Annotated in this window: 13 protein-coding genes and 1 pseudogene; 12 read left to right on the forward strand and 2 right to left on the reverse strand. The window is 60.3% G+C overall.

The window, feature by feature from the left end; all coding sequences use genetic code 11:
• The first annotated feature begins 90 nt into the window (after nt 1-90).
• The 3 genes from KSS91_RS06855 to ccoM all read left to right on the forward strand — a co-directional run bounded on the left by KSS91_RS06855 (nt 91) and on the right by ccoM (nt 951).
• Nucleotides 91-432: a hypothetical protein gene (locus tag KSS91_RS06855; RefSeq protein ID WP_008054180.1), complete on the forward strand. Its 342-nt coding sequence runs from the start codon at nt 91-93 to the stop codon at nt 430-432.
• A gap of 100 nt (nt 433-532) precedes the next feature.
• Nucleotides 533-694, forward strand: coding sequence for a hypothetical protein (locus KSS91_RS06860; RefSeq protein WP_086776977.1), 162 nt, complete (start codon nt 533-535; stop codon nt 692-694).
• A gap of 146 nt (nt 695-840) precedes the next feature.
• Nucleotides 841-951 (forward strand): cytochrome c oxidase subunit CcoM, encoded by a 111-nt coding sequence (gene ccoM / locus KSS91_RS28555; RefSeq protein ID WP_007976669.1) that lies wholly within the window; start codon nt 841-843, stop codon nt 949-951.
• Between the two features lie 270 nt (nt 952-1,221).
• Here ccoM and KSS91_RS06865 read toward each other — a convergent pair whose 3' ends face one another.
• On the reverse strand, nt 1,222-2,697 hold the full coding sequence (locus KSS91_RS06865) for an inorganic phosphate transporter (protein WP_217837417.1): 1,476 nt from the start codon (nt 2,695-2,697) through the stop codon (nt 1,222-1,224).
• 376 nt (nt 2,698-3,073) lie between these two features.
• Nucleotides 3,074-3,274 carry a hypothetical protein gene (locus tag KSS91_RS06870; RefSeq protein WP_007976673.1) on the reverse strand — a complete coding sequence of 67 codons (201 nt, stop codon included), beginning with the start codon at nt 3,272-3,274 and terminating at the stop codon, nt 3,074-3,076.
• A gap of 687 nt (nt 3,275-3,961) precedes the next feature.
• Here KSS91_RS06870 and pcaR point away from each other — a divergent pair.
• The 9 genes and pseudogenes from pcaR to KSS91_RS06910 all read left to right on the forward strand — a co-directional run bounded on the left by pcaR (nt 3,962) and on the right by KSS91_RS06910 (nt 12,451).
• Nucleotides 3,962-4,804 (forward strand): pca regulon transcriptional regulator PcaR, encoded by an 843-nt coding sequence (gene pcaR, locus KSS91_RS06875; RefSeq protein ID WP_007986334.1) that lies wholly within the window; start codon nt 3,962-3,964, stop codon nt 4,802-4,804.
• Between the two features lie 124 nt (nt 4,805-4,928).
• Nucleotides 4,929-6,275, forward strand: a complete 1,347-nt coding sequence (pcaK, locus tag KSS91_RS06880) for a 4-hydroxybenzoate transporter PcaK (RefSeq protein WP_015093846.1) — start codon at nt 4,929-4,931, stop codon at nt 6,273-6,275.
• A 270-nt stretch (nt 6,276-6,545) separates the two neighbouring features.
• On the forward strand, nt 6,546-7,403 hold the full coding sequence (locus KSS91_RS06885) for a CoA transferase subunit A (RefSeq protein ID WP_007976681.1): 858 nt from the start codon (nt 6,546-6,548) through the stop codon (nt 7,401-7,403).
• Nucleotides 7,403-8,182: a CoA-transferase subunit beta gene (locus KSS91_RS06890; protein WP_015093847.1), complete on the forward strand. Its 780-nt coding sequence runs from the start codon at nt 7,403-7,405 to the stop codon at nt 8,180-8,182. Before KSS91_RS06885 ends, KSS91_RS06890 begins: the two co-directional genes overlap by 1 nt.
• Nucleotides 8,179-9,384: a 3-oxoadipyl-CoA thiolase gene (gene pcaF, locus KSS91_RS06895; RefSeq protein WP_302469996.1), complete on the forward strand. Its 1,206-nt coding sequence runs from the start codon at nt 8,179-8,181 to the stop codon at nt 9,382-9,384. The genes KSS91_RS06890 and pcaF overlap by 4 nt, the downstream gene beginning before the upstream one ends.
• A 37-nt stretch (nt 9,385-9,421) precedes the next feature.
• The gene (gene pcaH / locus KSS91_RS06900; protein WP_217837419.1) at nt 9,422-10,126 is read left to right on the forward strand and encodes a protocatechuate 3,4-dioxygenase subunit beta; all 705 of its coding nucleotides are present in this window, start codon (nt 9,422-9,424) and stop codon (nt 10,124-10,126) included.
• Between the two features lies 1 nt (nt 10,127).
• The gene (pcaG, locus tag KSS91_RS06905; protein ID WP_217837420.1) at nt 10,128-10,694 is read left to right on the forward strand and encodes a protocatechuate 3,4-dioxygenase subunit alpha; all 567 of its coding nucleotides are present in this window, start codon (nt 10,128-10,130) and stop codon (nt 10,692-10,694) included.
• A 208-nt stretch (nt 10,695-10,902) separates the two neighbouring features.
• Nucleotides 10,903-11,002, forward strand: a pseudogene (locus KSS91_RS28100) (hypothetical protein); the annotation flags it as partial.
• Between the two features lie 84 nt (nt 11,003-11,086).
• A complete protein-coding gene (locus KSS91_RS06910; protein ID WP_217837421.1) occupies nt 11,087-12,451 on the forward strand; it encodes a 3-carboxy-cis,cis-muconate cycloisomerase in 1,365 nt (454 codons plus the stop codon).
• The last annotated feature ends 12 nt before the right edge of the window (nt 12,452-12,463 follow it).

The following is a 12,463-nucleotide window of genomic DNA, read 5'->3' on the forward strand; positions in this document are numbered from 1 at the left end:
TAATGAGTGCCAATTGGGTCACAGTTTGCGACCGATGGCTCAAGTCGCCATCCCCGCAGCCGACAGCCTGCTGACAGGAGACTGAAAACCATGCTGCCACCGATGCTTCCCTTGAGTGCCGTGCCGATCACTTCACAGACTGATCCGATCCGCCAGCGCCCGGATATTCCACCGGTGGTGCCGGTGCAGGAAAGCTCCAGTGAAAGCACCATCGACCTGCAAAAGCGCAATCCTGAAGAGGACGGGCTGGTGCTGCGCGAGGAGCAGCGCCGCAGGCAGGAGCAGGAACGGCGTCGCCACGAGGCTGATAATGATCCCGAGGCTCACTTGGCGATTCCCGGGGATGAACTCAATGCCGACAACACCGTGCCGGTGGCGCCGCTGATGGAGGATCAGCCGCGGCAGGGGTTGTGGGTCGACATCGAGATTTGAGCACGCGGCTGGTCAGCGCGGCCGTCAGGCCGCATTATTGGCGCAGGGTTGCCGAACGCTACGGTGGCTGAAACTCATTTCAAGCGATGCACTGACTGCCATGAGCCAAGACGACAAACTGATTGACCTCAACGCTGAGCGCGCCAAGCGTGTTCATGACCTCAATGACAAACGACTCAATGAAGTTCGCCAGGCGTTCGAACAAGCCATGCCGTTGGGCAAGGTGAAGAAAAAGCCGAAAAACAAACCGAAAAAACGCTGATCCTCCTCCCCGCATTCATTGATGCGGGTCAAACTTTTCCCTTCCTCTTGCCCAGTCTCGGGCGACATTGATCCCGGTCAATATTCTCTCCTGCCCGTTTGGTTAACTTAGCCCTATCGCAACAGGGCAAGTGCAGGAGACGCGTCATGTTTTTCGATAACGTGGTGATCGCCGGAGTGCTGACTGTCAGCCTCATGTTTGTATTTTTTGCAGGTTTCGGACTTTTTATCTGGAAGGATTCGCACAAGCGGAAATAACCGTGGTTCTTTCTGGATGTAATGAGCACGCAAGGCATTTTGGGCAACTTCGGTTGCCCTTTTTTTTGCCTGTAAAACTCTATCGATACACGCAAACCCTGTGGGAGCGAGCTTGCTCGCGATGAGGCCATAACATTCAGCATCTATATTGACTGCAAGGCCGCTATCGCGAGCAAGCTCGCTCCCACAATGACTTGTGGTGTGGCGAAAACTATGGCAATAAAAAAGGCGCGTTCCTTGCGGAGCGCGCCTTTTTCGTTTGGCTGCCTGTCAGCTGCCAAGCGCCTTCGAAGCGAGCCAGAACAACCCGGCCGACAGGGCCACGGTGGCTGGCAGGGTCAATACCCAGGCCAGCAGGATGGTTCTGACGGTGCCGCCTTGCAGGCCACTTTTATTGGCGACCATGGTGCCCGCCACGCCCGAGGACAGCACGTGGGTGGTGGAAACCGGCAGGCTGAAGATGTTCGCCATGCCGATCAGGCTGGCGGTGGTGATCTGCGCCGACATGCCTTGAGAATAAGTCATGCCTTGCTTGCCGATCTTCTCGCCAATGGTCAGTACCACGCGTTTCCAGCCAACCATGGTGCCCAGGCCCAGGGCCAGCGCCACTGCCAGAATCACCCAGAACGGGGCGTATTCGGTGGTAGTGGTCAGGTCTTTGCGCAACTTGTCCAGGTCTGCCTTTTCACGGGCCCCGAGAGTTGGCAACTTGCTGACTTTCTTCGCTGTATCGTCCAGGCAGAGCAGGTAGCGACGGACTTCGATACGGCTTTCAGCCGACAGCGAATGGTAGTCGGCTACACCCTTGAGGGTGTCGAGCAGGGCGGTGATGGTCGGTTCGGTCTGTTGCGGGTTGCAACGGAACTTCTCCGGCAGGTCGCCGTTCTGGCTCTTGCCCAGGGCCAGGAATTCGCCCAAGGTTTCGGAATTGCGCTGGTAGAACTGGCTCAGGTGCAGGGTCGCGTCGCGAGTCCGCTCGATCTGATAGGTCGTGCTGTTCAGGTCGAGGACGAACTGGGCCGGCACGATACCGATCAGGACCAGCATGATCAGGCCGATACCTTTCTGGCCATCGTTGGAACCGTGCACGAAACTCACGGCCATGGCCGAGATCACCAGTACCAGGCGATTCCAGAACGGCGGGTGTTTCTTGTCGTCGATCTTGCGGCGCTGTTCCGGCGTCTTGTGCATCTTCGACAGAGGGCGCCACCATTTAAGGCCGATCAGGATCAGCGCGGCGATCAGGAAACCGGCCATTGGCGAGAACACCAGTGACATGCCGATATCGATCGCCTTTTGCCAGTTCACCCCGTCGGCCAACGGAATATCGTTGATCAGGGCGTTGGCCAGGCCGACACCGAGGATCGAACCGATCAGCGTGTGGGAACTGGAAGCGGGAATACCGAAGTACCAGGTGCCCAAGTTCCAGGTAATGGCGGCGGCGAGCAATGAGAACACCATGGCCAGTCCGTGACCGGTGTTCACATTGATCAGCAGTTCTACCGGCAGCAGGTGGACAATGGCATACGCCACGCCGACCCCGCCCAGCAGCACGCCGAGGAAGTTGAACACCCCGGAGAAAAACACCGCCAGGTGAGGCGGCATGGCTTTGGTGTAGATAACGGTGGCCACCGCGTTAGCGGTGTCATGAAAGCCGTTGATGAACTCGAAGGCGAGGACAAAGGCCAGGGCGAGCAAGAGGCTCACAAGCACCCAAGCATCCAGTCCGCTGAATAAATCGATCATGAAGGTTTTCTGACCCGGTCATAAGGGGGCGCGATTATGCCAGAAAAGACTGCTAATCAATGCACTAGCTGCTCATCGGTAACATTCTTCAACGAATTTTTTTGCCGCGGCACCCAAAGCCCAAGGGTTTTGCTGTGTTTTTTAACTTATTGATTTTGCTAGAGAAGATCGCCACGGCAAGGGGGGCGCACGGCTGAAGGATGGGGTCGAATGCCTGTACGAAATATCTGAGAAATACATCAGATATCAAAATCTGCCTTCATCCGGGGAGGACAGTGGCCGCTGCCCGCTCGTAGCGGGCGCGCAAGGCGACCTCCATACATCCCGCTTTTAACAGGTGCAGAGGTAGGTCCTTGTAAGGATCAGGCCGAAGCAGTCATGGCTCTTCGGCTTTGAGTTCCTTTTCCATTTTTTCAAGTTCTTGCTGGAAAACCTGATCCTGAACGGTGGCGCGTTTACGCCAGGGTTTGCGTTCCGGTTCGGGTTGAGCGGCGTAAGTGGTGACTTCTCCGCCGTAAACTTCCTTGTAGCGTTGTTCCTGGCGCTCTAGTTCCGCGCGCAGTTCGTCTTTCGTCACAGTGCTACCTGATTGAGTTGGATAAATTCTGGTGAAAACGCGCTGCATCAAATCGATTGATCACGTCCGTCGAATGGCAATGCCCGTCAAGGCATCGTTTTGGCAACAACCGGGATCAATACTTCCATGTCACAGGCGGCCACGGCACCAGAGATAAACAGCTGACGTAGCTTCAGTTTCCTGTTTCAGCAAGCGCACGGGCAAGGCGGTGCAATGCAGATCTGGCGCTTGCAACGGGCAACGGCGATGGAACATCGCATTGCCGGGCAGCAGGTCCGGCAAGTAAAAAAACCGGAGCGCTACTGAATTGTATTATAGCGGCCTATTTGAAGAACACTATATCCAAAGAGTTAAAAGCGGGTCTTGGGGGGGAGAGTTTTGTTGTGCGAAACTTTACGTTCCACTAGAACGTCGACCGATCCCTGATTGCTGCGATGCCTTTCTGACGCCATTAAGTCGAACAAGTTACGGTATTTAGAATGCCTCATTAAGGCCCAGGGGCGATCGGCTGTAAACGAGTTCGTGATTCAGCGAAAAACGGATATCAGCGCACCCGGTGATTGATACGGTGGATTGCGATTATCGGTCGAGCGTTCGATAATCGCCCGGAGTTGGCGGGCCGGGCTTGAGCGTCAGGCGGTAGCCCTTTGTAATAGTCGCTGATCCGAGTGGGTAAAAGGACCTTGTATGAACGATCAAATGCGCAATTCCTTCGCTTCAGTGGCTCCCCCCATCGTTGCCTCACCGGCCAAACGGATCCAGGCACTGACCGGCGACCCGGATTTCATGACGTCCCTGGCCCGTGGCCTGGCTGTGGTGCAGGCGTTCCAGGAGCGCAAACGGCACCTGACCATCGCCCAGATCAGCCACCGCACGGAAATTCCCCGCGCTGCCGTGCGCCGTTGCCTGCACACCCTGATCAAACTCGGCTACGCCACCACCGACGGCCGCACCTATTCGCTGCTGCCCAAAGTACTGACCCTCGGCCATGCCTATGTGTCATCAACGCCGCTGGCGGTGTCCGCCCAGCCTTATCTGGACCGCATGAGCGAACAGCTGCACGAGGCCTGCAACATGGCCACGCTGGAAGGTGATGACATTCTGTACATCGCCCGCTCCGCGACCACCCAGCGCCTGATTTCGGTGGACCTGTCGGTGGGCGGGCGCCTGCCGGCCTATTGCACGTCGATGGGACGGATCCTGCTGGCCGCGCTGGATGACACGTCGCTGGGCGAATACCTGGACCACGCCGAACTGCAGGCCAAGACGAGTCGCACGATTCACACCCCCGAGGCACTGCTCGAATGCCTGCAAGAGGTGCGACAGCAAGGCTGGTGCATCGTCGACCAGGAGCTTGAACAGGGGCTGCGCTCGATTGCCGTCCCGGTGTACGACGCCTCCGGCCAGGTGGTCGCGGCCCTCAATGTCAGTACCCACGCCGGGCGAGTCAGTCGTAACGAGCTGGAACAACGCTTCCTGCCCGGCCTGCTGAGTGCCAGCCGCGACCTCAGTACCCAACTGTTCACCTAAGCTGTTCGATAAACGCACAGAGTTGCGTTTGGCGAATTGACGCTGTTTCCTATGGATCATTACTGTCGCGTCTGCGTCAGCCTCCGCTGGCCCCTTATCGACTGTGATCCACGGAATAAAAATAATGAACCAGCCCCAGTCTGCTGTAGGAAACTGCCTTGACGTGCAGTCCTTCATCAATGCTCAACCCATTTCGCGCTACCAGTGGCGTGTAGTCATCCTGTGTTTCCTGATTGTCTTTCTCGATGGCCTCGATACCGCGGCCATGGGGTTCATTGCGCCGGCTCTTTCGCAGGATTGGGGAATCGATCGCGCCAGCCTCGGCCCGGTGATGAGCGCGGCTCTGATCGGCATGGTCTTTGGTGCACTGGGCTCCGGGCCATTGGCTGACCGCTTTGGGCGAAAAGTCGTACTGGTCGGGGCGGTGTTGTTGTTCGGTGCCTTCAGCCTGGCTTCGGCCTACAGCACCAACGTCGAGCAATTGCTGGTGTTGCGCTTTTTAACCGGGTTGGGCCTGGGCGCCGGCATGCCGAACGCCACGACTCTGCTGTCGGAGTACACCCCGGAGCGCAAGAAGTCCCTGCTGGTGACCAGCATGTTCTGCGGTTTCAACCTTGGCATGGCTGGCGGTGGCTTTATCTCGGCCAAGCTCATTCCGGCCTTTGGCTGGCACAGCTTGCTGCTGATCGGTGGAGTCCTGCCGCTGATCCTCGCCGTCGTTTTGCTGTTCTGGCTGCCGGAGTCGGCGCGTTACCTGGTGGTGCGTAACCGCGGTACGGACAAAGTGCGCAGGGCACTGGCGCCGATTGACCCGACGGTGGTGGCCCAGGCGTCCAGTTTCAGCGTGCCGGAACAGAAAACCGTGAAGGCGCGCAATGTGTTTGCGGTGATCTTCTCCGGTACCTACAGCGTCGGCACCTTGCTGCTGTGGCTGACCTACTTCATGGGCCTGGTGATCGTCTACCTGCTGACTAGCTGGCTGCCGACGCTGATGCGTGACAGTGGCGCGAGCATGGAGCAGGCCGCCTTCATCGGCGCGCTGTTCCAGTTCGGTGGCGTGCTGAGTGCAGTGGGCGTGGGCTGGGCGATGGATCGGTTCAATCCGCACAAGGTCATCGGTACTTTCTACCTGCTGGCCGGGGTGTTTGCCTACGCGGTGGGGCAGAGCCTGGGCAACATCACAATACTGGCGACGCTGGTGCTGGTGGCGGGGATGTGTGTCAACGGTGCGCAGTCGGCAATGCCGTCGCTGGCGGCACGGTTTTACCCGACTCAGGGGCGGGCCACCGGAGTGTCGTGGATGCTCGGGATCGGCCGCTTCGGCGCCATTCTCGGGGCGTGGATGGGCGCGACGCTGCTGGGGTTGGGCTGGAACTTCGAACAAGTGCTGACGGCGCTGGTGATTCCGGCGGCGCTGGCGACTGCGGCCGTTGTGATCAAGGGCATGGTCAGTCATGCGGATGCGACCTGACAGTCTGATCCGGAATCTCGTGTTGGTTTGAGGACCCATTCGCGGGCAAGCCCGCTCCCACAGGGATACGCGGTCACCTGTGGGAGCGGGCTTGCTCGCGAAGCTTTTGATCTGGACTGTTAGTCGAGTAACAATATGTTCGATTATCGAACAGTTAGTCGATTATCGGATTGTTTGGTGTTTTGCACAGGCTTAACCTTCAGTCATTCCGGCGCTGCGCATCGGCGCCTTCTTCCACTGTCGGTTAACAACAAACGGGAGCCTGCCCCAATGGCTGAAATTCTTTCGCTGCACGACGCGGTGAAGCAATTCGTGAACGACGGCGATACGGTCGCACTCGAAGGCTTTACCCATCTGATCCCGACTGCCGCGGGTCACGAAATCATTCGCCAGGGCAAGAAAGACCTGACCCTGGTGCGGATGACCCCTGACCTGATCTACGACCAGTTGATCGGTGCCGGTTGTGCCCGCAAGCTGATTTTCTCCTGGGGCGGCAACCCGGGTGTCGGTTCCCTGCATCGACTGCGTGACGCCGTCGAGAAACAGTGGCCGCACCCGCTGGAAATCGAAGAGCACAGCCATGCCGACCTGGCCAATGCCTACGTCGCCGGTGCTTCCGGCCTGCCGTTCGCGGTGCTGCGAGCCTACGCCGGTTCCGACCTGCCGAAGGTCAACCCGCTGATCAAGTCCGTTACCTGCCCGTTCACCGGCGAAGTGCTCGCCGCCGTGCCTTCGGTGCGCCCGGACATCACCGTGATCCATGCACAGAAAGCCGACCGCAAAGGCAACGTGCTGCTCTGGGGCATTCTCGGTGTGCAGAAAGAAGCCGCACTGGCAGCCAAGCGTTGCATTGTCACCGTTGAAGAGATCGTCGATGACCTCAATGCACCGATGAACGCCTGCGTGCTGCCGACCTGGGCCTTGAGCGCGGTTTGCCACGTACCTGGCGGTGCGCATCCGTCCTACGCCCACGGTTACACCGAACGCGACAACCGTTTCTACCAGGCCTGGGACCCGATTGCCCGCGACCGTGAAACCTTCACCGCGTGGATCAACGAATACATCCACGGCAGCGCTGACTTCAGCGAGTTCCAGGCCAAACTGGCCGCCGCTTCGGAGGCGAAGTAATGACTTACACCACCAATGAAATGATGACCGTCGCCGCCGCTCGCCGCTTGAAGAACGGTTCTGTGTGCTTCGTTGGCATCGGCTTGCCGTCGAAAGCGGCCAACCTGGCGCGTCTGACGTCTTCGCCTGATGTGGTACTGATCTACGAATCGGGTCCGATCGGTGCCAAGCCGAGCGTATTGCCGCTGTCGATCGGTGACGGTGAATTGGCGGAAACCGCCGACACCGTGGTCCCGACCGGCGAGATTTTCCGCTACTGGCTGCAGGGCGGACGCATCGACGTCGGCTTTCTCGGCGCGGCGCAGGTCGACCGTTTCGGCAACATCAACACCACAGTGGTCGGCGATTACCACGCGCCGAAAGTGCGTCTGCCAGGCGCCGGTGGCGCGCCGGAGATTGCCGGTTCCGCCAAGAGCGTGTTGATTATCCTCAAGCAGTCGGCGCGCTCCTTTGTCGACAAACTCGACTTCATTACCTCGGTCGGCCACGGCGAGGGCGGCGATTCGCGCAAGCGTCTCGGCCTGCCAGGCGCCGGTCCGGTGGGGATCATCACTGACCTGTGCATCATGGAGCCGGAAGCAGGCACCCATGAGTTTGTGGTCACTGCACTGCACCCGGGCGTGACCCGCGAGCAAGTGGTCGCCGCCACCGGTTGGGCAATCCGTTTTGCCGACAACGTTGAGCAAACCGCCGAGCCGACCGACGTCGAGCTGACCGCGCTGCGCGATCTCGAAGCCCGTACCGCAGCGGCCCACGGCCAAGCACCCGGAGAAGCGTGATGCGTGACGTTTTTATCTGCGACGCGATTCGTACCCCCATCGGCCGTTTCGGCGGCGGTCTGTCGACGGTGCGTGCCGACGACCTGGCCGCCGTGCCGATCAAGGCCTTGATGGAGCGCAACCCGTCGGTGGACTGGAGCGCCGTGGACGAGGTGTTCCTCGGCTGCGCCAACCAGGCTGGCGAAGACAACCGCAACGTCGCGCGCATGGCGCTGCTGTTGGCGGGGCTGCCGCAAAGCATTCCCGGCGTGACCCTCAACCGCCTCTGCGCTTCGGGCATGGATGCCATCGGCACCGCGTTCCGCGCGATCGCCAGCGGCGAGATGGAGCTGGCGATTGCCGGCGGCGTCGAGTCGATGTCCCGCGCACCGTTCGTGATGGGCAAGGCTGACGCGGCGTTCTCGCGCAACATGAAACTCGAAGACACCACCATCGGCTGGCGCTTCATCAATCCGCTGATGAAAGCCCAGTACGGCGTGGACGCGATGCCGCAGACCGCTGACAACGTGGCCGACGATTACAACGTCTCCCGCGAAGACCAGGACGCCTTTGCCCTGCGCAGCCAGCAGCGCACCGCCGTCGCGCAAGCTGCCGGGTATTTCGCCGAAGAAATCGTCGAGGTGCGGATTGCCCACAAGAAGGGTGAAACCGTGGTCAGCCAGGACGAGCATCCTCGCGCCGACACCACCCTGGAAGCCCTGACCAGACTGAAACCGGTCAACGGCCCCGATAAAACCGTCACCGCCGGCAATGCCTCGGGTGTGAACGACGGTGCCGCCGCGTTGATCCTGGCCTCGGCCGAAGCCGTGAAGAAACACGGCCTGACCGCCCGGGCCAAAGTGCTGGGCATGGCCAGCGCCGGTGTTGCACCGCGGGTGATGGGCATCGGCCCGGTGCCCGCGGTGCGCAAACTGACCGAGCGCCTCGGCGTGGCAGTCAGCGATTTCGATGTGATCGAACTCAACGAAGCCTTCGCCAGCCAGGGCTTGGCGGTTCTGCGTGAACTGGGGATCGCCGACGATGCCGCCCAGGTCAACCCGAACGGCGGCGCTATTGCCCTGGGCCATCCGTTGGGCATGAGTGGTGCGCGTCTGGTACTGACGGCGTTGCATCAGCTGGAAAAGACCGGTGGCAAGAAAGGACTGGCGACCATGTGCGTCGGTGTCGGCCAGGGTCTGGCTTTGGCAATCGAACGGGTCTGACACACCCTGTCGGCTAATAAGAACTGAGGAAAGAGTAATGACTGACAAGCCTGGTTACCGTCGCCCGCAGGAGGGTACTCAGCCGGAGTACCTGCATCCGACCTATCAATCCACCAATCTGCGCTCGCCGTCCAAGCCGTTGGTGTTTCTGCCCCATTCGTTGTCGGAAATCACCGGGCCAACCGTCGGCGCCGAGCGCGTCAACGAGAAGGACAATGACCTCACCGCTCAGCACGACGGTCAGCCACAGGGCGAGCGCATCATCATTCACGGCCGCGTGCTGGACGAAAACGGTCTGCCGGTTCCGGGGATTCTGGTGGAGATCTGGCAGGCCAACGCCGCCGGTCGCTATGCCCATGCCCGTGACCTGCACGATGCGCCGCTGGACCCGAACTTCACCGGCACCGGCCGTACCGTGACCGACGCCGATGGCTGGTATCAGTTCCAGACCATCAAGCCCGGTGCGTATCCGTGGGGCAACCACCACAACGCCTGGCGCCCGGCGCACATCCACTTCTCGCTGTTCGGGCCGAGCATCCTGACGCGCCTGGTGACGCAAATGTATTTCCCGGGCGACCCGCTGCTGGCGTACGACCCGATCTACAACTGCGTACCCGATACCCGCGCCAAAGAGCGCTTGATTGCCTCGTTCGATCTGGAAAAAACCATCCCGTCCTATGCCCTCGGTTATCGCTGGGACATCGTTTTGCGCGGCCGCGACGCCACGCCGATGGAGAAATAAGATGACGCTGACTGCGACCACGTCCCACACCGTCGGGCCGTACTACCACATCGGCCTGACCTGGCTGAACCGCGAAGACCTGACCGTCGAACAAACCCTGGGCGAGCGCGTGGCGATCACCGGGCAAGTGCTCGACGGCAATGGCGACATCGTCAACGACGCGATGCTGGAAGTCTGGCAGGCCAACGCCGCCGGTAAGTATGACCATCCGGAAGACGAGCAGGAAAAACCCCTGGACCCGAATTTCGAAGGCTTTGGCCGGGTGCCGGTGGATGCCGAAGGGCGTTTTCGTTTCACTACCATCAAGCCGGGAACGGTCGAGGGGCTCAAAGGCACGACTCAGGCACCGCACCTGGTGGTGCTGGTGTTTGCCCGTGGTCTGGTTAAGCACCTGCTGACACGGATCTACTTTGAGGGTGAGGCGGCCAACGTAAACGATCCGTTGCTGGAATGCGTGCCGGCCGAGCGTCGCGGTACCTTGCTGGCCAGGAAGGATGCGTCGGGTGTCTATCAGTGGAATGTGATTCTTCAAGGCACTGATGCGGAGACGGTGTTCTTCGATTATTGAATGAACACCGCAAAATCTGTGGGAGCGGGATTGCTCGCGAAAGCGGCATGTCAGGCAACATTTTTATCGACTGACACTACGCCTTCGCGAGCAAGTCGAATCGTCGCAGCGCCGCTCCCACAGTGGATTTGTGTTGCCGATCTATCTGTGGAACGAGGCTGTTGCAAGGCGTGTCTAGACTCTGACTGTCCCCATTGAGTGAAAAACAATGACAACGACCAGCGCTATACGCCGATGAGGAGCGCAGCAAGCGGATCTTCGCCATCGTCGGTGCCTCGTCCGGCAATCTGGTCGAATGGTTCGACTTCTTGCCGAAACAGGCGAAGTATCTGCATCGCGATCTTTGATCTTCACGCGCGGGTCGCAAAGGCCCGCGCCTTCAGGAACTGCTTATGAACCAGCGACCGGGCAATCAATTGTTCGATGCCTATTTCACTACCCGCGATATGCGTGAAGTGTTCTGCGATCAGGGCCGGGTCCAGGCCATGCTCGATTTCGAAGCGGCACTGTCCCGGGCACAAGCGCGAGTCGGCTTGATACCATCGAGTGCAGTCGCGCCGATTGAGGCGGCTTGCAGCGTCGGGCTATACGACTTTGCGGCGTTGGGTGAGGCGACTGCCACGGCGGGTAACTCGGCGATTCCGTTGGTCAAGGCGCTGGGCAAGCAGATCGCTGCGCAGAATGCCGAGGCCGAGCGTTACGTACATCTGGGCGCGACCAGCCAGGATGTGATGGACAGCGGCCTGGTGCTGCAATTGCGTCGTGCGCTGGAGCTGATCGAAAGCGATCTGGCGCAACTGGGGCAGGTCCTCGCGTCCCAGGCCCGGCAATACGCGACCACACCATTGGCCGGGCGCACCTGGTTGCAACATGCAACGCCGGTGACCCTCGGCATGAAAATCGCCGGTTGGCTGGGCGCCGTGACCCGTAGTCGCCAACGCCTGGCCGAATTGAAACCGCGTTTGCTGGTGCTGCAATTCGGCGGTGCGTCCGGCACCCTTGCGGCACTTGGCGAGCAAGCCATGCCGATTGCCCGGGCGCTGGCCGAAGAGCTGCAACTGACCTTGCCCGAGCAACCGTGGCACACCCAGCGCGATCGAGTGGTGGAGTTCGGCGCGGTGCTCGGGTTGATCGCCGGCAGTCTCGGCAAACTCGGTCGCGACGTCAGCCTGCTGATGCAAACCGAAGCCGCCGAAGTGTTCGAACCTTCGGCGCCGGGCAAGGGCGGTTCCTCGACCATGCCGCACAAGCGCAATCCGGTGGGCGCGGCGGTGTTGATCGGCGCGGCGACGCGTGTACCCGGTTTGCTCTCGACACTGTTCAGCGCCATGCCCCAGGAACACGAGCGCAGTCTCGGCCTGTGGCATGCCGAGTGGGAAACCCTGCCGGAGATTTGCTGCCTGGTGTCGGGCAGCCTGCAGCAAGCTTTGCTGATTGCCCAGGGACTGGAAGTGGATGCCGGGCGTATGGCGCACAACCTCGATCTGACCCAGGGCCTGGTGCTAGCCGAAGCGGTGAGCATCGTCCTCGCCCAACGGGTCGGCCGCGATACCGCACACCATCTGCTCGAACGCTGCTGCAAACGCGCGGTGGCCGAACAGCGTCACCTGCGTGCGGTGCTCGGCGACGAACCGCAAGTGACCGCCGAGCTGTCGGCGGCTGAGCTCGATCATCTGCTGGACCCTGCCCAATACCTCGGCCAGGCCCAAACCTGGGTCGAGCGGGCGGTGGCCGAACATTCTTCATTTTCTGCCTGAAGGAGAATTGCT

This window comes from Pseudomonas azerbaijanorientalis, from assembly GCF_019139795.1.
Classification (GTDB): domain Bacteria; phylum Pseudomonadota; class Gammaproteobacteria; order Pseudomonadales; family Pseudomonadaceae; genus Aquipseudomonas; species Aquipseudomonas laurylsulfatiphila.